Here is a 21,712-nt window from a genome sequence, read left to right on the forward strand (position 1 = left end):
CTGGTGCGCCCCGAGACGCGGGCGGCTTTCCGCAGGCTGGAATGGATGGGGCTGACGGATGCCCTGCGCGCCCTGCAACCCACCGGCCGTCATTATACGTTCTGGGACTATCAGGCGGCAGCGTTCCAGCGGAACGCCGGGCTGCGGATTGATCATGCCCTGCTGTCCCCCCGCCTGACGGAACGGCTGAAATCCTTCGTGATCGACCGGGACGAGCGCGCGAAGGAAAAGGCCTCCGACCACGTTCCGGTCCTGGTCACAGTCTGACAGCACAAGGGGGCCGGAGACACGGCTCCGGCCCCTGCCCGTATCAGGCGTGACGGAGATTGAAGCGTCGCGTCAGATGGCCCGGCTGCCACTGATAGCCGTTCCCGCTCCAGCGCCAGTGCCCCGGAATCCAGCGCATGTCGCCATGATGGGGCGGGACAGGTTCGGGCAGAACATGCGGGGGCGGAGGCGGCTGGCGGTAAGGGCCGCTATAGGGCACGAACTGTGCATGGGCTGTTCCCGTCATTGGCGCAATCGCCATCGTACCTGCAAACAGGGCGGAAACAGCCAAGATGCCTGACAGATGTTTCAGCATCCATGCTCTCCTTTCCATGACGCCTTGTCACGGAAAGATGATGCACGGCTTGTGTTGGCGCGTCTGAGGCGCATCTGTGGCGGAATCCGGGCAGTGCATAATTTTATGTTTCCGGATTTCGTGATCCCCGCATAACCGCAAAAAAGGGCGCTTCCCGTGAAAGGAAGCGCCCTTTTTCAGATGTTCGATTGACCGCGATCAGTTCAGGAAGGGCTTGCCTTCATGAGCGACCAGCAGGTCGTGCAGATCGGTGGCATGATCTTCCTCGTCGGCCAGGAAGCCTTCGAGCATGATGCGGGTCGTGGGATCATTGTCGCCGAAATAGCGGATCAGTTCCTGATAATGCTCGATCACGACGCGCTCGGCGATCAGATCCTGCTTCACCATTTCGACCAGGTTACCGCCATTGCCGTATTCGGTCGCAGAACGCGTGGCCAGACCTTCGGGGTTGAAGTTCGGCACGCCACCGAGCTGGTCGATGCGGTTGGCAGCGGCCAGCATGTGCTTGCGCTCGGAAGCTGCGTGCTCGCTGAACTCGGCACCGACGCTCTCGCTGGTCAGGCCTTCGACGGAAATGGCGTGCATCGTGTAGCGCAGGACGCAGACCAGTTCGGTCGCCACGACGGCCTGAAGGATATCGATCGTGGTCTTGACGTCACCCTTGTAGGTGGCGGTCACCGCACCGTCGTCGAGGGATTTTTTTGCGTTTGCGCGCAGCGTCTGCACGTCTGTCAGGAAGGCGTTCTTCTTGTCGTCGGCCATTGGAGTGTCTGCCTTGAAGGTTGGGATCTGTTTCTCCAACGATAGAAATGACAAAGTGTTGCAGACGATATGAAAAAACCGGCATCTTCCGAATGAAAGATACCGGTTCTCAACAGCGGATAAGGCTGCGTCAGGCTTACTTACTTGCTGGCGGTCGGCTTGGGCTTCGGCAGGTCGAGCGCCAGATGAAGCTCCTTCAGACGGGCGGGCTCGACCGGGGCCGGTGCTTCCATCATCAGGTCCTCGCCGCTCTGGTTCAGCGGGAAGAGGATGACTTCGCGGATGTTCGGCTCATCGGCCAGCAGCATCACGATACGATCCACGCCAGGCGCTGCACCACCATGCGGCGGGGCACCGTAACGGAAGGCGTTCAGCATGCCGCCGAAACGCTCTTCCACGACCTCGGGGCCATAGCCTGCGATCTCGAAAGCACGCAGCATGACGTCCGGCAGATGGTTCCGGATGGCGCCCGAGGACAGTTCCACGCCGTTGCAGACGATGTCGTACTGATAGGCGTTGATCGTCAGCGGATCCTGCGTGTTCAGCGCCTCAAGGCCACCCTGCGGCATGGAGAACGGGTTGTGCGAGAAGTCGACCTTCCCGGTTTCCTCGTTCAGCTCGTACATCGGGAAGTCCACGACCCAGCAGAAACGGAAGGCGTTCTTCTCGATCAGGTCCAGCTCGGTTGCGACCTTGGTGCGCACCACGCCGGAGAATTTGGCGACTTCATCGCCCTTGCCTGCGGCGAAGAACACGGCATCCCCGGCCTTGAGGCCGCAGATTTCACGGATGCTCTCGACGCGATCGGCTTCGAGGTTCTTGACGATCGGGCCCTTGCCGCCTTCTTCCCCGAAGATGATGTAGCCCAGACCACCGGCACCGTTTTCACGGGCCCAGCTGTTCAGCTTGTCAAAGAAGCCGCGCGGACGGTCACCCGCACCCGGAGCCGGGATGGCACGGATCTGGCCACCGGAGGCTGCGATCTTGGCGAACAGACCGAAACCGGAGTCGCGGAAGGCATCCGTGACGTCCTTGATGATCAGCGGGTTACGCAGGTCTGGTTTGTCGGAGCCGTAGTCACGCATCGCATCGGCATACGGAATACGCGGGAATGCGCCGTCCGTGATCTTCCAGCCTTCGGGCGTGAATTCGTTGAACACGCCGGCGAGGACGGGTTCGAGCACGGTGAAGACGTCTTCCTGCGTGACGAAGGACATCTCGAAATCGAGCTGGTAGAACTCGCCCGGGCTGCGGTCAGCGCGCGAGGCTTCATCACGGAAGCAGGGTGCGATCTGGAAGTAACGGTCGAAACCGGCGACCATGGCAAGCTGCTTGAACTGCTGCGGAGCCTGCGGCAGGGCGTAGAATTTGCCCGGATGCAGACGCGCCGGGACGAGGAAGTCACGCGCACCTTCCGGGGACGAAGCCGTCAGGATCGGGGTCTGGAACTCGGTGAAGCCCTGCTCGATCATGCGCTGGCGCAGGCTCGTGATAACCTTGCTGCGGAGCATGATGTTCTGGTGCATCTTGTCGCGGCGCAGGTCGATGTAGCGATACTTCAGACGCAGGTCTTCGGGATAGTTCTCGTTGCCCGCCACCTGGAACGGCAGGACTTCGGCGCTGGAGCGGACCTCAAGGGCGTCCGCCAGAACCTCGACGTCACCGGTCGGCAGGTTCGGGTTGCGCTGGGAACCGTGACGCACCACGACCTTGCCGGTCACGGTGATGACGCTCTCGACGCGCAGGCGCTCGGCCTTTTCCAGCAGGTCCGTGCCAGCGGGAATGACGATCTGCGTTACGCCGTAATGGTCGCGCAGGTCGATGAACAGCAGGCCGCCATGATCGCGCTTGCTGTGCACCCAGCCGGAAAGGCGGACAACCTGCCCGGCATTCTCCTCACGCAGGGCGCTACAGTCATGGGTGCGGTATGGATGCATGTCGGGCCTCTTCAACGTCCTGTGCGGATAAGTGGGCGCAGGAAGCCGGGACGGCCCTCTCATGTCAAGTTTTCTGCGACCTCGGGGACGCGTTCAGGCCTTTTCCTGCATGAAACCATCGAAATCGACCGCAGCCCGCGCCATATCGGCGGCATGCCCGGCCCCGGCCAGGGCGATGGGCCTGCCGTCTTTGAGATAGGTCGCGAGGAACTTGAATCCGCGGATATCGCCTTCCAGCGCCACGTTATCGAAGCTCTCGCCCCAGCCCAGAAGCTCGATCTTCTTGCCGAACTGCTGCGTCCAGAACCACGGCATCGGCACGTTGGGGGTGTCATGTCCCATCATCGCCAGGGCCGCGATCCTCCCCTGCACTTCGGCATGGCGCCAGTGCTCGATTCGCCGTGGTGCGCCGTCATGGAAAACGGCAGAGGCATCCCCGGCCGCATACACGCCGGAATAGACCCCGGCCTCACCGCCTCTGGTCACGCGCATCTGACCGTTCACGACAATCGCGCCGCTCTCATCGCGCTCCAGACCCGACACATAATCCGTGGCGGGTGTCACACCCACGCCCAGCAGCACGAACGCGGCAGGCAGACGGGTTCCGTCGTCGAGTTCCACACCCGAAGCCGTTCCGTCCTTGCCGTCCTCGGCATAGATTTTCGTGACCCGCGCATCCGAGACGAACGCCACGCCGTTTTCTTCATGCAGCTGGCGCAGGCGGATACCAATTTCGCGGCCGAACTGCTTTTCCATCGGGATTTCGCTGTCGGAGATGATCGTCACGCCTACACCGCGTTGCCGCAGGGAAGAGGCGGCTTCAAGCCCGATAAACCCTGCCCCCACGATCGTCACCGCCAGATCGGGATCCAGAATGGCGGCGATCCGCTCCGCATCCGCCTCACGGTGCAGCGTATAGACGCCCTTCATGTCCACGCCCGGAATATCCGGCTTTCTGGTCACGGCCCCCGTCGCAATCAGGACATGATCGGCCGTCAGTTCCGTCCCGTCCTGTAATTTGGCCGTACGGGTCTGCGGATCGAACTGCGCCACATGCCCGCGGACACGGGTAATGCCGCGCTGGGTATAGAATTCCTCTTCCCGAACCGGGGGCGCATGAGCCTTTTCGGATTCGCTGACGAGAACGGTCTTGCTCAGGGCGGTGCGGTCGTAAGGAAGATCCTTTTCCTCGCTGACCATCGTGATAGTGCCCGCAAACCCTTCCGCCCGAAGCGTCACCGCCGCACTGACAGCCGCCGCCCCGGCGCCGAGAAGCAGGACACTTTCGTTTTCCTGTCGTTTTTCCGGAGCCTGACGCTGCTTCGGCTTCAGCCCGACCAGCACACGGCCATCAACGATCTGGACCGGGTACTGCGGCAGGGGGTCGAGCGCCAGTGGTTCAACGAGGCTGCCATCCGTCGCATCAAAAACCGCTTTGTGCCAGGGACAGACCAGCACACTTCCTTTTTCCGTCTTACAAAAAGCGCCCTGCTCCAGCGGCGCCTCCTTGTGGGGGCATTTTCCGGCGAAACCATGCACATTCTCCCCGTCCCGGATGAGAACCACCGGCGTGCCGTCCAGGGAAAACGGCGTGATTTTTCCGTCTTCGAGCGCATCAAAAGCGCAGAGATCGCGGAAATCGGCGGTCGGGGCGGATTGGGACATCGAGTATGGCCTCCCGGCTGGGAAATGGGGACAGTCATGAAAGCGAACGCAGCATAGGCCGCCCGGTTGGCAAACATCAAAAAACCCGCCCGGACGTCAGGTCCGGACGGGCTTTGAATGATGCCTGCCTGAGAGGGGCAGACTCAAAACATGTCGTCGAAGCCGCCGCCGTCACCGCCGCCGAAATCTCCGCCACCACCAGCATCACCGCCGCCGCCAAAGTCAGAATCGGAGAAGCTGCCGGCATCGGTCCCGGCACCACCGAAGGGATCGGAGGCCGAAGCATCGCTGCCGTAGTTGTTGATGATGGTGTCGCCACCCGCACCCCAGCCACCGGCAGCATCACCACCAGCACCGTGATGATCGGAGAACAGGCCTTCAAGCGCGTTGGCGGCCATCATACCGCCAGCCACACCCGCGGCCGTCGTCAGAGCCGAGCCGAGGAAGCCCGAGCCGCCGCGCTGGAACATGCCCGGCTGATAACCCGGCGGGTAAGCGTACTGCTGCTGCGGCATGAAGTTCGGCGGCGGAGCGGCCTGCGAACCCCAGCCCGGCGGCGGTGCCGACTGCTGCGGACGGTTGCCGCCGCCACCGAACAGGCCCCCGAACAGTCCCGGCTTGGACCCGCCCGACTGCTGCACCTGTGCGAGCTGCTGCTGGGCCTGCTGGAGTTGGAACTCGAGCTGGCGGATGCGGTTCTGCGCCTGCGCGAGCGCGGCTTCCTGCACCACGGCCATCTGGGTGATGCGGTAGCGGGCTTCCGGATATTTCTGGAAGTTCTCGGCGATGAAGCGGTCCGCTTCAGGGTCGATCGGCGGCAGGGGCGCGGCCGGTGGCTGTCCAGGCCCCGTGACCTGCGGCCCTCCCCCGACACGGGCGACGAAACGGGCGATCAGATCGCGTTCTTCGTTGTTCATCGTCATCATCCTTCCAGATGAAGAAATTGCAGAGCGTCAATCATATGATGCACTCGCGCCCAGTCTACAAGATCGGCGAAATGACGCTCCCTTCCGGTTAGGGGCCTGTGCCTGTAAGGTGGCGCCCGATTTCTGCCAACCGGAGCCTATCGAATTGTCTGCGACCCGGCCGCTCTGCTTTCAGGACCTGATCCTGCGCCTTCATCAATTCTGGTCCGAGAAGGGCTGCGCCATCCTGCAGCCTTACGATACCGAACTCGGAGCAGGCACGCTCTCCCCTCACACCACGCTCCGCGCGCTCGGCCCCAAGCCCTGGGCCGCCGCCTATGTGCAGCCCTGCCGCCGTCCGTCGGATGGCCGTTACGGCGAGAACCCGAACCGCCTGCAGCACTATTACCAGTATCAGGTACTGCTCAAGCCGACGCCGGAAGACAGCCAGCAGCTTCTGCTCGACAGCTACCGCGCCATCGGGATCGATCCGGAACTGCACGATATCCGATTCGTCGAGGATGACTGGGAAAACCCGACCATCGGCGCCTGGGGGCTGGGCTGGGAAGTGTGGTGTGACGGAATGGAAGTCTCGCAGTTCACCTATTTCCAGCAGGTTGGCGGTATTCCGACCGTCATGCCGTCCACGGAGTTGACCTACGGGCTCGAGCGTCTGGCGATGTATGTGCAGGGCGTCGAGAACGTCTACGACCTCGACTTCAACGGCAAGGGCCTGACCTATGGCGATGTGTTCCTGCGCGCCGAGCAGGACTATTCGCGCCATAATTTCGAGCTCGCCGACACGCAGATGCTGCTGACCCATTTCAACGATGCCGAGCGTGAGTCCATGCGTCTGGCCGAGGCCGGCGTGGCCCAGCCCGCTTATGACCAGTGCCTCAAAGCCTCGCATCTGTTCAATCTGCTCGATGCGCGGGGCGTGATCTCCGTGTCCGAGCGCGCATCCTATATCGGGCGCGTCCGTGAGCTCGCCAAAGACGCCTGCGAAGCCTGGCTCGCCGGTGAGGAGGAGACGTCCCATGGCTGAATTTTTTATCGAACTGTTCAGTGAGGAAATTCCTTCTGGCATGCAGGCTGGCGCAGCTGTTGAGCTGGGCAATATGCTGGCAAAGGCACTCAGTGGCCTGAATCCGCGTGATCTGCGCACGTTCTTCGGCGCCCGCCGCATTGCGGCGAGCCTGACCGTCGATGCCGAAATCCCGGCCCGCAACGTATCCGAGCGTGGCCCGCGTGAAGGTGCGCCCGAGAAGGCTCTGGCCGGTTTCACCCGCAAGCATGGCGTGACACCCGATGAGCTGACGCTGGAAAACGGCTTCTGGGTCCTGAACAAATCGCTTGATCCCGTGAGCGCGGAAAGCCGCGTGGCCGAAGCCGTGCCCGAGCTTCTGTGGAAGTTCCCCTGGCCGAAATCCATGCGCTGGGGTGCGGGCTCGAACTTCACCTGGGTCCGCCCGCTGCGCCGGATCGCCTGCCTGCTGGACGGGCATGTCGTACCGTTCGCTCTCGCCCGCGAGGGTGATGACGCACATGGTCTGAAGGCGTCCAACCTCTCCGAAGGCCATCGCTTTCTGGCGCCGGGTCCGTTCGAGATCCTGTCCGGCCAGCAGTGGCAGGAAGAGCTTGAGACGCGCTCGGTCATCGTGGACATGGATAGCCGCCGCGACATGGTGCGCACCGGCGTGACGCGTCTGGCGGACCAGCATGGCATCATGGTCGTACAGGATGACGGGCTGGTCGATGAAGTCTGTGGACTGGTCGAATATCCCGTCCCGCTTCTCGGCAAGATTGATGCTGCGTTCATGGATCTGCCTGCCGAAGTGATGCAGGTCTCCATGCGGATCAACCAGCGCTATTTTGCCCTGCGCAACCCGGATGGCAAGGCCGCACCGTATTTCGCGTTCGTCGGCAATCTGCCGTTCAAGGATGGCGGCAAGCTGACCACAGCGGGCAATGAGCGTGTGCTCCGCGCCCGTTTTGCCGATGCGCGGCATTTCTGGGATCTGGATCGCAAGACCAAGCTGGCCGACCGCGTTCCGGCGCTGGCGGCAGTGACGTTCCATGCCGAGCTCGGTACGCAGGCCGAACGCGCCGAGCGGATCTCGAAGCTGGCGGGCACCGTGGCTCAGGCCATGGGTCTTGATGGCGCGCAGATCGCCCAGGCTGAACGCGCGGGTCTGCTGGCCAAGGCGGATCTGACGACCGGGATGGTCGGCGAGTTCCCGGAACTTCAGGGCGTCATGGGCGGCTATTACGCGGTGCATGATGGCGAGGACGAAGCCGTCTCTCGTGCCGTGGCGGAGCATTACCTGCCGCGCGGTCAGTCAGACGACACCGCGAAGGCACCGGTTTCGGTCGCGGTTGCCCTTGCGGACCGACTGGACCTGCTGGCTGGCTTCTTTGCCATTGGCGAACTGCCGAGCGGTTCGGGCGATCCGTATGCGCTGCGTCGTGCAGCACTCGGCATCATCCGCACAATCCGTGACAACGGGCTGCGTCTGGACTTGTCTGAACTGTTCGCACAGGCCGCCAATGGACGGACGGGTGGCGAACTGGCCAAGCTGCCGGACTTCATTGCGGAGCGCCTGCGCGTGCAGCTTCGCAGCGAAGGCGAGCGGCATGACGTGCTGGCCGCAACGCTGGCCGGTGGTCTTGATGGCGATCTGGTGCGGCTTCTGGCCCGGACCTCAGCGCTGTCGGAGATGATCCAGACGGAAGACGGGCGCAACCTGCTCGCCGCCGCCAAGCGCGCCGCCAACATCCTGCGCATTGAGGACAAAAAGGACGGCCCGCATACTGGCGCGCCCGATCCTGCCCTCTATACGCAGGACGAGGAACGCGCTCTGGCTACGGGTCTGGATCAGGCGGTCCCCGCGATTGAGACAGCTCTGAAGGAAGAGCGCTTCACCGATGCGATGCAGGCCATTGCGGCCCTGCGTCCGACGCTGGACCGGTTCTTCGAAGCCGTGACAGTCAATACGCCGGAACCGGAAGTGCGGGCCAACCGCCTCAAACTGCTGTCCCGCTTCCGGGAGACAACGGCACTGATCGCCGATTTCGGCCAGATCGAGGGCTGAGGCCATGGGAGCGTGGTGGTCCGGATCCGTCACCACGTTCCTTCACACCCCACCGGACCAGCTCTGCGCCGCCCTGTCCCACAAGGTGGTGCAGAACCGTTTCCAGGGCGAGCCGCAGCAGGCTCGTGCCTGGCAAGCGCAGATCGATCTTCTGCGCGATATCCTCCCCACAATTCCCAACGCACAGGACTGGCAGGTTCTGTTCGAGTTCCCGATTCCTCGGCTTGGCGGACGGATCGACACGGTCCTCGTGTCGCCCGGCGCGATTTACGTGCTGGAATTCAAGATCGGCTCGTCCAGTTTCGATGCGTCAGCCCTCTCCCAGACGGAAGGCTATGCGCTCGATCTGCTGGATTTTCATACCGCCAGCCGAAATCATCCGCTCATTCCCGTTCTGGTCGCCACGGATGCGCCGCCCCGCGCCCAGACAACGCCGCTTCTGTTGCCTTTGGGCGTCACAGAGGTTCAGCGCGTCAATGCGACCGGGCTGAAAACGCTCCTGACCACGCTGGCATTGCAGACGGCTCATACCGAAAATCCGCTGATTCCCGCTCAATGGGAACATGCTCCTTACGATCCGGTCCCGAGCATCGTGGAAGCGGCACGGCAGATTTACGCCACACACAGCGTTGCCGATATCCACACCGCCCGTGCAGATGCGACGAACCTGACACAGACTTCTGCCTGCATCGCCAGTATTCTGCAAAAAGCCCGGACGGAAAGGTGTAAGGTCATCGTGTTCGTGTCGGGTATTCCGGGCGCTGGCAAAACCTTGTGTGGGCTGAAAGCGGCTTTTGCAGATGGGGACGACGGGACGGGTGCGACGTTCCTGACAGGCAACCCCACTCTTGTTTCGGTGCTGCGGGAAGCTCTGACGCGCGATACGGTCAGCCGTGGGCAAAAACGTCTCCTCGTGGAGCAGCGGATGGAGTCCACCATCCAGTCCCTGACGAAGTTCCGCGATCACTATGTCGGACGGCCAGCGGAATGTCCGCCTGAGCATGTCATGGTCATTGATGAAGCCCAGCGATGCTGGAAGCAGGCTCAGGCTGTCCGCAAAAGTGCATCGCGGCATGTGAAGCTGACAGAGTCCGAACCTGCGCATCTGCTGGACATCATGGGACGGCACGACGGGTTCGCGGCCATTCTGTGCCTGATCGGGCATGGGCAGGAAATCAATGACGGTGAAGGCGGTCTGGCCTGTTGGGGTGAGGCCCTTCTGAGCCATCCGGCATGGCGCGTTGAAGCCGCTCCAGACGTGATCGGAACCGGGGATCTGACGCATCTGCCCACAACGCCTGAAGCCGGGCGGCAGCGTTTTCTGCATCTCGGTGTGGCCATCCGCTCCCTGCGCGAGGAAACTGCGCCGCGCTGGGTCAACGCCGTTCTGAACGGAGACGTCGAGACGGCGCAGCGTCTGGCCGGGCAGACGGATCTTCCGTTCCGTCTCACGCGTAGTCTGGACGATCTGCGGGCTGGGCTGCGACACCGTTCGCGCCTGACCTATCGGTGCGGACTGGTGGCAAGTTCGAAGGCCAAGCGGCTGCGGGCCGAAGGGTTGGGCTGCGAAGTCCCGCATATGGACGACAAAGCTGTCTCCCAATGGTTCCTGAACCGCTGGGTCCCGGATAAGGATATCCGGGCCTCCGACGCGCTCGAGACCTGTGCGACGGAGTTTGCCATTCAGGGACTGGAGCTGGATTTTGTGGGGTTGTGCTGGGACGGCGATCTGATCCGTGCGCCTTCAGGCGATCGCTGGCAGCCACGCCGCTTTTCAGGCACGAAATGGGCCAATGTCAGCACAGCAGAGGCGACGCTGTGGCGGCTGAATACCTATCGCGTTCTGCTGACGCGGGCGCGTTACGAAACGCTGATCTGGGTGCCGCAGGGCAGCGCGGATGATCCGACGCGTGATCCAGAAACGCTGGACCGGATTGCGGATTTTCTGATGAGGTGCGGCGTACGCCCACTGGAGCCTGCGGCCCCTGCACGGCCCTTCACTTTGCAGAACGATCTGGCAGACCTGCTTCAGGACTAGTCGTCGTCATCGTCTTCCGTGCCGGGATCGCGTTCGTTGCGATGCACCCAGGCGGACATGAGCAGGCCAAAGCCGAACATCATCGTCAGCATGGCCGAACCGCCATAGGAAATGAGCGGCAGAGGCACGCCGCCGACCGGGATGGCGCCCATGACCATCGACAGGTTCACAGCGCAGTACAGAAAGAAATCCATTGCAATGCCCAGACCCAGCAGACGCCCGAACTGGTTGCGGCTGCGGATGGCGATGAGCATTCCGCCCATGACGAGCGTGCCTAGCAGCGTGATGACAGCAATCCCGCCGACGAAGCCCCATTCTTCGCCGATCATGGTGAAGATGAAGTCTGTCTGTTTTTCCGGCAGGAAGTTCAGCTGGCCCTGGCTTCCATGCAGGTATCCCTCGCCCCACATGCCACCGGAGCCAAGCGCGATTTTGGACTGGATGATGTTGTAACCCGCGCCCAGCGGATCATGCTCGGGGTGCAGGAACGTGTCGATCCTGGCCTTCTGGTAGTCGTGCAGATGGCTGTAGATCAGCTTGCCCATGAACGGCAGCGGCGCCACGAGCAGCAGGATCTGCCATAGCCGCATTCCGGCCGCGAAGAACATCGTCGCACCGATGACGCCGATGATGGTCGCAGTTCCGAGATTGGGTTCCTTGAGCACCAGCAGGACCGGCAGCAGCGTCAGGAGTGCTGGCGGGATCAGGCGTAGCGGATTGCCCATCCGCTCATTGCCGATGCGGTGAAACCACGTTGCCAGCATCAACACGAGGCCGATTTTGGCAAATTCGGAGGGCTGGAACTGCATGCCCGCCAGATTGATCCAGCGTTCCGCACCTTTGCCCACATGTCCCATACGCAGCACAAGCGCGAGCAGCGTGACGGAAAGCAGGTAGATCGGCATGGACGCCATGCGCAGGATACGCGGACTGACGAGCGAGACGGCAATCATCATCACCAGCCCGAAGCCGAACCGCACCATTTGTGGTCCCGCAAACGGCTTGGCCGAACCACCCCCTGCCGAATACAGCGCAATGTAACCCACGCCCGCCAGCACACAGACCAGCAGCACATAAAGCCAGTTAACCTGAAGCAGGCGCGCCATCGGGCGGAAATCGGGTTCGGCCCGCAGGAGCCGCCGGTCGGATTTGAGGAAGCCGAACGTGTTCATGCCGTTCCGTCTCATTGCGCCGCTCCCGGATCCGTCTGTTCCGGAGATGCGGCGGGAGCAGGAACTGTCGGTGCAGGTGCGCTTCCGTCTGCGACCGGTGACGGTGTTTGCGCAACGCTCGGCGCAGGCGGACGCACATCGCTGGCGGGATCGCGCAGCAGGGTATCGGTCATGATGAGCTTGGCCAGTGGGGCGGCTTCATCCGCACCTGCGTTACCGTGCTCCACAACGACCGAGACCGCGTATTTCGGATTGTCATAAGGCGCAAAGCAGATGAACAGCGCGTGGGGACGATACTCCCAGGGGAGGTTCATGGAATTGAAGTGTCCGGATTCACGCAGGGCCCGCGAGACGCGCCGCACCTGCGCGGAGCCGGTCTTGCCCGCCATCTGGATGCCCGGCAGATCCAGCCGTGCCTTGGGTGCCGTACCGTGCGGGTCATTGACGACCGCGAACATCCCCCCGCGCACCACGTCCAGATACTCGGACGGCAGATCGACCTTTGCCACATCGTCCACGGAAGCCATCGCGGACATCTGATCATTGGTCGCCCGCAACAGATGCGGCTGCACATCCCGGCCCGAGGCAATGCGCGAGACATAGGTGGCAAGCGCCAGAGGCGTCACCTGCACGAAGCCCTGCCCGATGCCGGCATTGACCGTGTCACCACCGTTCCAGTGGAAGCCGTGCTTCTGCCGCCATTCCGGCGTGGGAATCACACCAGCGCGGACATGCGGCAGTTCGATCCCCAGCTTGACCCCCAGCCCCATCGCATTGCCCACGGCCTGGATCGGGTCCATGCCGCAGCGGCGCGCCACTTCATAGAAATAGACGTCGCAGGAATATTTCAGGCCTTCGCGCATGTTGATGAGGCCATGCCCCCAGCGGTTCCAGCAATGGAAACGCACCCCGCCGAGATCATAATATCCCGGACAGTTGAAACGGTCTTGCGCCGTAACGGAACCGGATTTCAGAGCAGCAAGGGCCACCGCGGGCTTGAAGGTGGAGCCGGGCGGATAAAGGCCCGAAACCGCCTTGTCCACAAGCGGCGTACGAGGATCATTCGCCCATTCGTTCCACTGGGCGTGGCTCACGCCGGAGTCAAACAGCGACGGATCGAAGGACGGCGTGCTGACCATCGCCATCACCTCGCCATTGCGGCAGTCCATGACCACCGCACTGGCGACACGATCCTCAAGGCGGTTGAGCACCTGCTGCTGGAGCACGGAATCCAGCGTCAGGCGCACATCTTCGCCCTGCTGGCCTTCCACGCGATCGATCTCGCCAATGACACGACCGACCGCGTTGACTTCCATCTCCACGGAGCCTGGCTCACCGCGCAGCACGGCTTCCTGCGTCTGCTCAATCCCGGCACGCCCGACGCGCATGCCCGAAAGCGAAAGCGTCGTGTCCTTTGCCACGTCCTCTTCGTTGGGAGGAGCGACATAGCCCACGATATGGGCCGTCAGATCCTTGAACGGGTAAAGCCGCGTCGATCCAACATCGACCAGAACGCCTGGCAGAGACGGCGCATTAAGCTCGATGCGCGCCATGTCGTCCCAGGACAGGAACTCATGCAGGGTGACGGGGACGTATTTATGAACATGCCGCAGGTCGCGTTCGATCCGGGCGCGGTCATGCTCGTCCAGAGGAACGATCTGGGAGAAACGTTCGATAACGGCCGGAATATCCGTCGTCTCTTCGGGCATCAGAAGCGCGCGCCAGCTCACCTTGTTATCTGCCAGCGCCACGCCGAAACGATCATGGATCGTGCCCCGCGCCGGAGCGAGGAGGCGTTTGCTGGTCCGGTTGCGCTCGGCAAGCTGGCGCAGATGGCCACCATCCACGACCTGCAAAGTGTAGAGGCGCCGCCCCAGCGCTCCCAGAACCCCGGCCTGCACGGCCATGACCAGCAGCGCACGGCGTGTGAAGACGCCACGCCCCGACCGCACAGGCTCAGCCTGGCGCTTCTGGCGTATCCGAGACCGGAAAGGATTGTTTCGGGAAAACATCAGGGCAGGAATTCAGGATCCGGAAAAGAAAGCGGCTCTCCGCACGGCACAGGGCACGCGGAACACAAAAGACGCTGTCAGGCCTGATCGGGATTGGCAAATGTGCGGCGTCCCCAGACAAATAGCGCTGTCAGGCTGGGATAGATACCGATTGTCAGCGCTGCCTGAAAGAGGCCGGGTGCAGGAGAAAGAAGGGCCACGGCATGCAGGCACACGAGCGCCCACTGGAAAAAGGAAGCGAGAGCGGCAAAAACGCTGAAGATCAGCCATCCCGCGATGAAGCCCAGACGCGACAGGCCATAGCGCCAGTGATGCGCCACACCGTAGATCACCAGCAGTGACAGCAGCACGGTCCCCGGCGGCCCGAAGCTGAAGATCTCCACCACCAGTCCACACAGGAAAACCGCAAGAGCTGGCATGGAGCGCGGACGGCTGTAGGCCCAGAACCAGACCGTACACATCGCAATCCCGAACTGAAGCTGCGCCTGTCCGGGAATACCGAAGGGCGCGGACAGCAGGATCGCGGAAAACACGATGAACAGGGACGGCATGGCTGCCCTGGCCGCCATATCGAGCGCGCGGCGGAAGGTCTGTTTCGGCTCGACGGCGGAATGCAGATGCGGCGTGGAGTTCTCGGCAACCATGACGCTTACTGCCCTCCCCGCCCCGGCATGTCCGGCAGGTTGGGCAGCCATGAGAACGGCAGGGGACCGGTCAGAGGGTTCTGCGGCAGCTTTTTCACACGCACACGGCCGGGCGCATCCGGGGCCTGCGAGTCGTCATCGCCGTAATCGAACACGCGGACGATATCCAGACGATCCAGATCCGCATCCGGCACCACGACCGGACGGTTGGGCGCGCTGTAATGGACCGTGCCCACCGGCAACCCTGCCGGCATCGTGCTCTGGCCGCGGGTTTCCACGCGCTCGCCTTCAACGGGATGATGGTCCTGCGGATAGAAGATCAGGCGTGGGGACGCCGTGTCATCCCCGGCCATGATCGCATCGCCATGCGAACTTCCGAGCGTGACCGGAATGCGGCTGGCATCGTCATTGATCATCAGGACGCGGACCGTATGGGGCCCCACTTCCGTGACACGCCCCAGCAGCCCGGCGGCATCCAGCGCGACATCCCCGATCCGGACGTCGTGGCCGCTTCCGACATCCAGCAGGACCGCGCGTGAATACGGGCCACCATCATCACGCGTCACACGGCCGGTCACATACTGGGGCACCGTCTCGGGGATCCAGTGCAGGCTTTTCTTGAGACGGCCATTTTCCGCCGCGAGCGCCACGGCAACGTCATACCAGTGGCGCAGGGCGCGGTTTTCGTCCCGCAGACGGGCGTTTTCCTTCGCCAGATCCGTCGCACCGCGCAGATCCGTCAGCCAGACCTTTACCCGCTCCTGCGGCCAGACCAGTCCATGATAGGCCGGTGCCATGAAATCCGTCGCCATCAGACGCACCCCGTCAACGGAGGGACGACGGACCAGTCCGAGAAGGACGAGCCCGACCGCCAGCAGGATCAGGATAGGCAGGACGGCCTTTGCAAGCACCTGCCGGGCATGGATGGACAGCATCCGGCGTCAGCCAAGTCCTCAGTACATGCTGCTCAGAACACTGCGCAGACGACGCATTTCCTCAAGCGCCCGTCCCGTTCCGAGTGCCACACAGGACAGGGCGTTCTCTGCAACCGTCACCGGCAGACCCGTGTACAGACGCAGCACCTCGTCCAGACGGTACAGCAGCGCACCGCCACCGGACAGGACGATGCCCTTGTCCACGATGTCGGCAGCCAGTTCAGGCGGCGTGTTCTCAAGCGCGGTCGTCACGGCATCGACGATCTGCATGACGGGTTCGGCCAGGCTCTCGGCGATCTGGGCCTGGCTGACGATCACTTCGCGCGGCACGCCGTTGATGAGGTCGCGGCCCTTGATTTCCGTCAGCGGGCCGTCAGGGTTCGCGGGATCATCCGGCATCATGGCGGAGCCGAGTTCGATCTTGATGCGCTCTGCCGAGCTCTCGCCGACCAGAAGGTTATAGGTCTTGCGGATATAGGAGATGATGGCTTCGTCCATCTTGTCCCCGCCCACGCGCGCCGAGCGCGCATAAACGATACCACCAAGCGAAATCACGGCCACTTCCGTCGTGCCGCCGCCAATATCCACGATCATGCTGCCCGAAGGTTCCGTGACCGGAAGGCCCGCGCCGATGGCTGCCGCCATGGGCTCCTCGATCAGCATCACCTTGCGTGCGCCCGCGCTCTCCGCACTTTCCTGAATCGCGCGGCGTTCCACGGCCGTGGCACCGGAGGGTACGCAGATGATGATCTGCGGGCTGGCGAAAGCGCGACGGTTGTGAACCTTGCGGATGAAATGCTTGATCATCTCTTCCGCGACTTCGAAGTCTGCGATCACACCATCGCGCAGCGGACGGATGGCCGTGATGTTTCCCGGTGTGCGGCCGACCATCTGTTTGGCTTCGTTACCAACTGCAAGAACCTGTTTCTTGCCCCGCACCTCGGCGATCGCCACAACGGAGGGTTCGTCGAGAACAATACCGCGACCCTTGACATAAACGAGCGTGTTGGCAGTGCCGAGGTCGATGGCCATGTCGGCAGACATGAGACCCAGCAGACGAGAAAACATCCAAAACTCCTGGCGCGGTTCTGTGCGGGGGACAGATGGCGGATCGTGATTGCGGGGCGGTTCCCCGCGGGTGGACTTAACCAGACGACGCAGGTTCAGCAAGGCCCGAGGACGCAATATAATGCGCCCGATCTTAACGGATCGTACAGATCCCATCAGGGGACATGGAAAAAAATAATCGTGCGCCCCGATCCTGCCACCCTTCTGTCACGTTCTGTGTGTCTAGATCCGCGAAACCGTTCCGCCGCGCCTGTCATCGGGCTGCGGACCGGAACGCCAAACAGGATGTTTTGCCATGAAGACCTTCACAACACCCCGCTTTCTTGCAGCCCTGGCTCTTTGCGGTGTCGCCCTCACGGGTTGCGGCAGCCCGTATGACAGTGGCGCACGCGCCGGATCTGGCGCCCTGATCGGCGGCGCCGGCGGCGCGGCCATCGGCGCACTGGCCGGCGGCGGCACGGGTGCGGCCATCGGGGCCCTTGCCGGAGCAGGCACAGGTGCGGCAGTTGGTGCAGCGACAACGCCCAACCGCCCACGCAACGGATATTGAGCTATAAGCAGCGCTCTCTTCCGTTAAAGACGATCAAGGATTCGGACTATGAGGACCGCTTTTTCCCACTCTGCCCTGCGCGGTACAGCGCTGGTCGGAGCATTCGCCACAGTCATGGCTCTGGGGGGATGTCAGGGAAACTATGATCCTGGCTCGCGCGCACTGGGAGGCGGCCTTCTGGGCGGCGGAACGGGCGCTGCGATCGGCGCTCTTGCAGGCGGTGGCCGTGGTGCGGCGATCGGCGCACTGGCTGGCGGCGTTCTGGGTGCCGGCGCAGGTGCGATCACCACGCCCAACCGCCCCGGCTATCAGAGCGGCTATGCCAATGGCCAGCAGCAGAGTTATTACAACGGCCAGCAGGGTGCGTATCCGCAGCAGCAGGGCCAGTACATGCAGCCGCAGTACCAGTGCCCTCGGGGCACCACCTGCCAGCAGCCCCAGTATCAGTGCCCGCCCAACACAAACTGCCAGTATCCTGCCAACAGCGGATACTCACAGCAGGGTGGCTATCAGCAGCAGCCGGCCCAGAACTATCAGGGCGGCTACGGTTACTGAGACCTGAGGTCTGAAATCATAGGTCTCAGATCATTCTCAGACCGATGATCGCCAGGAGGATGCCCAGAAACCATCTCTGCGCATCCTCTCGCAGGCGTCCAGCCAGCAGCGTCCCGAGCAGGATGCCTGGAATGGACCCCATAAGCAGTTCCACCAGCACAACGGTATCAACCGCGCCCTGAAGCCAGTGCCCCCCACCGGCCAGAAGCGCCAGCGGAACAGCATGAGCAATATCGGTTGCCACGAGTTCTCGCGTGCTGACCCGTGGATAAAGCACCGTCAGCGCCGCCATTCCGATGGCCCCTGCCCCCACCGACGAGAGCGTCACCAGCGTGCCCAGCACGACACCCAACACAACCGTCAGCACATCGACAATCTGCGGACGCGGCGTTCCCGCACCGATGGACCATTTCTGGAGCCATGGCTTAAACAGGATGGCAGGAACCGTCAGCAGGAGCGCCACGCCCAGAACTTCGGTAATCAGCTTCGAAACAAACGGACTCGGGCCGAAATGGCGCAGGAAAATCAGGCACAGGAGTCCTGCGGGAAGGCTGCCGGCCATCTGAAGAAGAACGATTCTCCAACGTACAACACCATGATGCCGATTAAGGGCCGTGCCGAAGATCTTGGTGATGGCGGCATAGAGAAGATCCGTCCCTACGGCCGACTGCGGTTTGACGCCAAAAAGCAGGATCAGCAGCGGTGTCATCAGGGAGCCGCCACCCACACCGGTCATTCCCACCAGAAAACCAACCAGCAGTCCTGAAAGCGTATAAAGCCATGAATGCGGCATGACGGTCCCTTATTCCACAGATAAGGAAACCATACCGATCGTGTTATATTTGTCTACTTCTTATATAAACTATCATATTTAGTTGTTTGTGTCCGTGTCAAAAAAACAGGCATGCAGGTCTCCCCGCACGCCCGTTCCGTGAAAGCGTTCTGTACCTGTGAATCAGGACAGCGCTTCCGGCTCCGTCCGCTCACGCTTGGTCAGGAGCTTGTTCAGCGCATGGATATAAGCGCGGACGGCGGACACAACCGTGTCGGCATCGGCGCCCTGCCCGTCCACGAGCTTGCCGTTTTCCTGCAGGCGGACCGTGGTGCGGGCCTGCGCGTCGGTCCCTTCGGTAACGTTGGCGACCGAGAACAGTGCGAGTTCGGCCGTATGCGGGAATGCTTCGCCAATGGCTCGGAACGCCGCATCAACCGGTCCGTTGCCGCTGACGGCCGCATACTGGATGGCGCCATCGACGCTGATTTCGAGCTTGGCGTGGGACTTCTGCTTCGTGCCGGACGCCAGTTCCAGAGAAATCAGGTGGACCCGCTCGTGATCGCGGCTTTCGTCATCGACGAGCGCGCGGATATCGTCATCGAACACGACCTTCTTGCTGTCGGCCAGATCCTTGAAACGCGCGAAGGCGGCGTTCAGGGCCTCGTCTTCCAGCGGCGGGTAGCCGAGCTGCGCCAGCTTGTCGCGGAACGCCGCGCGGCCGGAATGCTTGCCCATGACCAGCGAGGTCTTGTTCCAGCCCACGCTTTCCGGCGTCATGATCTCGTAGGTCGCGGCGTTCTTCAGGATACCGTCCTGATGGATGCCGCTTTCATGCGCGAACGCATTGCGGCCGACGATCGCCTTGTTCGGCTGGACATCAAAGCCCGTAATCGTGGCCAGCATGCGGGACATGCCCAACAGCTTCGTCGTCTCGATACCGGTCGTCTTGCCGTACTGGTCGTGACGCGTGCGCAGCGCCATGACGATTTCTTCAAGCGCCGCATTGCCTGCGCGCTCGCCGATGCCATTGATGGTGCATTCGATCTGACGTGCGCCACCTTCGACGGACGCCAACGTGTTCGCAACGCCGAGGCCCAGATCGTTATGGTTATGTGCGGAGAAAATGACCTGATCCGCACCCGGCACGCGCTCGCGCAGCATGGTGAAGATGGCGCGCATTTCTTCCGGCGTGGCAAAGCCGACCGTATCGGGGATGTTGATCGTGTTGGCGCCATTGCGGATCGCCACTTCCACGCAGCGGCACAGGAAGTCCGGATCGGTGCGGGAGCCGTCCTCGGCCGACCATTCCACGTCATCCGTGAACTGGCGTGCCTTCTGGTTGCCCGACGCGATGATTTCCAGAACCGTTTCTGGCTCCATCCGCAGCTTGTACTTCATGTGCAGCGGCGAAGTGGAAATGAAGTTGTGAATACGCGGACGCTCAGCCTTCTTCAGTGCCTCGCCACAGGATTCGATATCACGCTTGCCACCACTGCGGGCCAGACCGCAGATGACCGACCCGCGGACTTCCTCGGCAATGCGACGCACGCTCTCGAAATCGCCTTCGGACGCCACCGGAAAGCCTGCTTCGATCACGTCCACGCCCAGATTGCTCAGCGCATGGGCCATGCGGAGCTTCTCTTCGAGGTTCATCGAAAAGCCGGGGGACTGTTCGCCGTCGCGCAGCGTGGTGTCGAAGATGATGACGCGGTCGTCGGCGATCGTGCCGAAGGACGGATGGTGGAAGCTCATGATTGTGATCGTCTCGTCTGGTTCAGGAAGGTTTTTGATCTGTCATCCCCTGAACGCAACGGAGCGCTGTCCGCCTTGGATAAGGCGTTCAGGGGCCGATAAGTCGAAGCGAGAGGATCGAAAGAAACGTCATGGCTGCGTTAAATGACCGATTCTTTCGTCATGCGCAACCCGCATGACCATGAAGGCTCTATTGCAATGTGAGCAGATCAGCCCGTCATGACGCCTGCATGCGTGGCAAAATAGCGGTCTATGGCGGTTTTCATCGCACTGGCGACCTGGGTGCGATGCACAGCCTGGCGCAGTGCCGCTTCATCCAGCCGGTTGGACATGAATCCCATCTCCACAAGAACAGACGGAATTTCGGACGATTTCAGGACCACGAAGGCCGCATGACGGGACGGATGAGCCAGGAGTCCGATCCTGTTGCGGAACGAATTGACGACACTTGCCGCCATGTGTGCCGAACCGCGCCGCGTTTCTTCCGAAACCAGACTGGCCAAGATCTGCTGCACGTCAGGCGACATGCCGTGAAAGGCCGGACCGGCAAAGCGGTCCGCACTGTTTTCCGTCCGGGCCAGAGACGCGGTCTGCGCATCCGAAGCCCCGCTGGACAGCGTATAGACGCTCGCACCGCGCACATCCCTGTCGTGCAGGGCATCGGCATGCATGGAAATGAAGAGATGCGCCTGATGCCGCTGGGCCAGTTCGACGCGTCCTTCCAGCGGAATGAAGCGGTCTTCGGAGCGCGTCATGGCAACACGGTACTGACCCGATGCAAGAAGCTGACGGCTCAGTTCGGACGCGGCGGCTTCCGCGATATGCTTTTCATAGGTACCGGAAATCCCGATCGCGCCGGGGTCCTTTCCGCCATGTCCTGGGTCCAGCATGACGAGCGGCTTCGGAGGTGCGGCCCCGCGATGCACGGCGGGTGCAGACAGTTTCCTATGCAGCGGATGGCGCCCGAATGCTGCAACGGGAGTGAGCAACGGCAGCCCTGAGAGACCACTTACCAGTGTGCGTCGCGTCAGCATCCCTTGTTCCCAGCGTTCGGCGGTGAATGACGGGGCGATCATACAGCACAAAACCCTGTCAGGAACATGGCAGAAAGCACCCGGAAAACAGCGCACGGACAAATGAAAAACGCCGCGCTTGCCACGGAAGGCTGTTTCGGCCATCCTGCGTGACAGGGACCTGTAAAGCGCGGTCCGACCGGACACGGGCTCACGCCTTTCCCGTACCGCTCCCGCCTTTTCCTGTCCCCGCC

Annotated in this window: 19 protein-coding genes; 6 read left to right on the forward strand and 13 right to left on the reverse strand. The window is 62.3% G+C overall.

What is annotated here, in order from left to right; all coding sequences use genetic code 11:
• Window positions 1-267: endonuclease/exonuclease/phosphatase family protein (locus GOX01_RS09705; protein WP_371858535.1), on the forward strand; the 267-nt coding region annotated here is incomplete at its 5' end.
• 43 nt (window positions 268-310) lie between these two features.
• On the opposite strand, the gene GOX01_RS09710 is transcribed toward GOX01_RS09705, so the two are convergent.
• The 5 genes from GOX01_RS09710 to GOX01_RS09730 form a co-directional block, all read right to left on the reverse strand.
• Window positions 311-583: a YXWGXW repeat-containing protein gene (locus GOX01_RS09710; protein WP_024716818.1), complete on the reverse strand. Its 273-nt coding sequence runs from the start codon at window positions 581-583 to the stop codon at window positions 311-313.
• Between the two features lie 198 nt (window positions 584-781).
• Window positions 782-1,345 (reverse strand): ferritin-like domain-containing protein, encoded by a 564-nt coding sequence (locus GOX01_RS09715; protein WP_011253268.1) that lies wholly within the window; start codon window positions 1,343-1,345, stop codon window positions 782-784.
• Window positions 1,346-1,485: 140 nt separating this feature from the next.
• A complete protein-coding gene (gene aspS, locus GOX01_RS09720) occupies window positions 1,486-3,282 on the reverse strand; it encodes an aspartate--tRNA ligase (protein WP_011253267.1) in 1,797 nt (598 codons plus the stop codon).
• 93 nt (window positions 3,283-3,375) lie between these two features.
• Entirely contained in the window at window positions 3,376-4,947 is a 1,572-nt protein-coding gene (locus tag GOX01_RS09725) for an apoptosis inducing factor family protein (protein ID WP_024716817.1), read from the reverse strand.
• Between the two features lie 143 nt (window positions 4,948-5,090).
• Complete coding sequence (locus tag GOX01_RS09730; protein ID WP_024716816.1) at window positions 5,091-5,864, reverse strand: DUF2076 domain-containing protein; 774 nt, start codon at window positions 5,862-5,864, stop codon at window positions 5,091-5,093.
• Between the two features lie 154 nt (window positions 5,865-6,018).
• On the opposite strand from GOX01_RS09730, the gene GOX01_RS09735 reads away from it, so the two are divergent.
• From GOX01_RS09735 to GOX01_RS09745, 3 genes are read left to right on the forward strand one after another with little or no spacing between them, the layout of a single operon-like run.
• Window positions 6,019-6,897: a glycine--tRNA ligase subunit alpha gene (locus GOX01_RS09735; RefSeq protein ID WP_024716815.1), complete on the forward strand. Its 879-nt coding sequence runs from the start codon at window positions 6,019-6,021 to the stop codon at window positions 6,895-6,897.
• The gene (gene glyS, locus GOX01_RS09740) at window positions 6,890-8,944 is read left to right on the forward strand and encodes a glycine--tRNA ligase subunit beta (protein ID WP_062269844.1); all 2,055 of its coding nucleotides are present in this window, start codon (window positions 6,890-6,892) and stop codon (window positions 8,942-8,944) included. The genes GOX01_RS09735 and glyS overlap by 8 nt, the downstream gene beginning before the upstream one ends.
• A gap of 4 nt (window positions 8,945-8,948) precedes the next feature.
• The gene (locus tag GOX01_RS09745) at window positions 8,949-10,982 is read left to right on the forward strand and encodes a DUF2075 domain-containing protein (RefSeq protein WP_062269843.1); all 2,034 of its coding nucleotides are present in this window, start codon (window positions 8,949-8,951) and stop codon (window positions 10,980-10,982) included.
• Here the strand turns inward: GOX01_RS09745 and rodA are convergent.
• The 5 genes from rodA to GOX01_RS09770 all read right to left on the reverse strand — a co-directional run bounded on the left by rodA (window position 10,979) and on the right by GOX01_RS09770 (window position 16,813).
• Entirely contained in the window at window positions 10,979-12,154 is a 1,176-nt protein-coding gene (gene rodA / locus GOX01_RS09750; protein ID WP_011253261.1) for a rod shape-determining protein RodA, read from the reverse strand. The genes GOX01_RS09745 and rodA overlap by 4 nt on opposite strands.
• Before the next feature lie 11 nt (window positions 12,155-12,165).
• On the reverse strand, window positions 12,166-14,166 hold the full coding sequence (gene mrdA, locus GOX01_RS09755) for a penicillin-binding protein 2 (RefSeq protein WP_011253260.1): 2,001 nt from the start codon (window positions 14,164-14,166) through the stop codon (window positions 12,166-12,168).
• A 77-nt stretch (window positions 14,167-14,243) separates the two neighbouring features.
• Complete coding sequence (locus GOX01_RS09760) at window positions 14,244-14,810, reverse strand: hypothetical protein (protein WP_011253259.1); 567 nt, start codon at window positions 14,808-14,810, stop codon at window positions 14,244-14,246.
• A gap of 5 nt (window positions 14,811-14,815) precedes the next feature.
• Window positions 14,816-15,745 carry a rod shape-determining protein MreC gene (gene mreC / locus GOX01_RS09765; RefSeq protein WP_011253258.1) on the reverse strand — a complete coding sequence of 310 codons (930 nt, stop codon included), beginning with the start codon at window positions 15,743-15,745 and terminating at the stop codon, window positions 14,816-14,818.
• 18 nt (window positions 15,746-15,763) lie between these two features.
• Complete coding sequence (locus tag GOX01_RS09770; protein WP_011253257.1) at window positions 15,764-16,813, reverse strand: rod shape-determining protein; 1,050 nt, start codon at window positions 16,811-16,813, stop codon at window positions 15,764-15,766.
• Window positions 16,814-17,108: 295 nt separating this feature from the next.
• On the opposite strand from GOX01_RS09770, the gene GOX01_RS09775 reads away from it, so the two are divergent.
• Both GOX01_RS09775 and GOX01_RS09780 read left to right on the forward strand, forming a co-directional pair.
• Window positions 17,109-17,363 (forward strand): hypothetical protein, encoded by a 255-nt coding sequence (locus GOX01_RS09775; RefSeq protein ID WP_011253256.1) that lies wholly within the window; start codon window positions 17,109-17,111, stop codon window positions 17,361-17,363.
• Window positions 17,364-17,411: 48 nt separating this feature from the next.
• On the forward strand, window positions 17,412-17,918 hold the full coding sequence (locus GOX01_RS09780; protein ID WP_062269841.1) for a hypothetical protein: 507 nt from the start codon (window positions 17,412-17,414) through the stop codon (window positions 17,916-17,918).
• Between the two features lie 25 nt (window positions 17,919-17,943).
• Here GOX01_RS09780 and GOX01_RS09785 read toward each other — a convergent pair whose 3' ends face one another.
• From GOX01_RS09785 to GOX01_RS09795, 3 genes are all read right to left on the reverse strand, one after another.
• Complete coding sequence (locus GOX01_RS09785; RefSeq protein ID WP_011253254.1) at window positions 17,944-18,711, reverse strand: sulfite exporter TauE/SafE family protein; 768 nt, start codon at window positions 18,709-18,711, stop codon at window positions 17,944-17,946.
• Between the two features lie 162 nt (window positions 18,712-18,873).
• Window positions 18,874-20,445, reverse strand: a complete 1,572-nt coding sequence (locus GOX01_RS09790) for a 2-isopropylmalate synthase (RefSeq protein ID WP_011253253.1) — start codon at window positions 20,443-20,445, stop codon at window positions 18,874-18,876.
• Window positions 20,446-20,654: 209 nt separating this feature from the next.
• Window positions 20,655-21,479 carry an N-acetylmuramoyl-L-alanine amidase family protein gene (locus tag GOX01_RS09795; RefSeq protein WP_011253252.1) on the reverse strand — a complete coding sequence of 275 codons (825 nt, stop codon included), beginning with the start codon at window positions 21,477-21,479 and terminating at the stop codon, window positions 20,655-20,657.
• Window positions 21,480-21,712: the final 233 nt, after the last annotated feature.

It is taken from the genome of Gluconobacter oxydans, from assembly GCF_006539685.1.
Classification (GTDB): Bacteria; Pseudomonadota; Alphaproteobacteria; order Acetobacterales; family Acetobacteraceae; genus Gluconobacter; species Gluconobacter oxydans.

Excerpts from the sequence above, each read along its gene's own strand:
- GOX01_RS09710 (WP_024716818.1), bottom strand. The coding sequence starts at position 583 with ATGCTGAAACATCTGTCAGGCATCTTGGCTGTTTCCGCCCTGTTTGCA.
- GOX01_RS09715 (WP_011253268.1), bottom strand. The coding sequence starts at position 1,345 with ATGGCCGACGACAAGAAGAACGCCTTCCTGACAGACGTGCAGACGCTG.
- aspS (WP_011253267.1), bottom strand. The coding sequence starts at position 3,282 with ATGCATCCATACCGCACCCATGACTGTAGCGCCCTGCGTGAGGAGAAT.
- GOX01_RS09725 (WP_024716817.1), bottom strand. The coding sequence starts at position 4,947 with ATGTCCCAATCCGCCCCGACCGCCGATTTCCGCGATCTCTGCGCTTTT.
- GOX01_RS09730 (WP_024716816.1), bottom strand. The coding sequence starts at position 5,864 with ATGAACAACGAAGAACGCGATCTGATCGCCCGTTTCGTCGCCCGTGTC.
- glyS (WP_062269844.1), top strand. The coding sequence starts at position 6,890 with ATGGCTGAATTTTTTATCGAACTGTTCAGTGAGGAAATTCCTTCTGGC.
- GOX01_RS09745 (WP_062269843.1), top strand. The coding sequence starts at position 8,949 with ATGGGAGCGTGGTGGTCCGGATCCGTCACCACGTTCCTTCACACCCCA.
- rodA (WP_011253261.1), bottom strand. The coding sequence starts at position 12,154 with ATGAACACGTTCGGCTTCCTCAAATCCGACCGGCGGCTCCTGCGGGCC.
- mrdA (WP_011253260.1), bottom strand. The coding sequence starts at position 14,166 with ATGTTTTCCCGAAACAATCCTTTCCGGTCTCGGATACGCCAGAAGCGC.
- GOX01_RS09760 (WP_011253259.1), bottom strand. The coding sequence starts at position 14,810 with ATGGTTGCCGAGAACTCCACGCCGCATCTGCATTCCGCCGTCGAGCCG.
- mreC (WP_011253258.1), bottom strand. The coding sequence starts at position 15,745 with ATGCTGTCCATCCATGCCCGGCAGGTGCTTGCAAAGGCCGTCCTGCCT.
- GOX01_RS09770 (WP_011253257.1), bottom strand. The coding sequence starts at position 16,813 with ATGTTTTCTCGTCTGCTGGGTCTCATGTCTGCCGACATGGCCATCGAC.
- GOX01_RS09775 (WP_011253256.1), top strand. The coding sequence starts at position 17,109 with ATGAAGACCTTCACAACACCCCGCTTTCTTGCAGCCCTGGCTCTTTGC.
- GOX01_RS09780 (WP_062269841.1), top strand. The coding sequence starts at position 17,412 with ATGAGGACCGCTTTTTCCCACTCTGCCCTGCGCGGTACAGCGCTGGTC.
- GOX01_RS09785 (WP_011253254.1), bottom strand. The coding sequence starts at position 18,711 with ATGCCGCATTCATGGCTTTATACGCTTTCAGGACTGCTGGTTGGTTTT.
- GOX01_RS09790 (WP_011253253.1), bottom strand. The coding sequence starts at position 20,445 with ATGAGCTTCCACCATCCGTCCTTCGGCACGATCGCCGACGACCGCGTC.
- GOX01_RS09795 (WP_011253252.1), bottom strand. The coding sequence starts at position 21,479 with ATGCTGACGCGACGCACACTGGTAAGTGGTCTCTCAGGGCTGCCGTTG.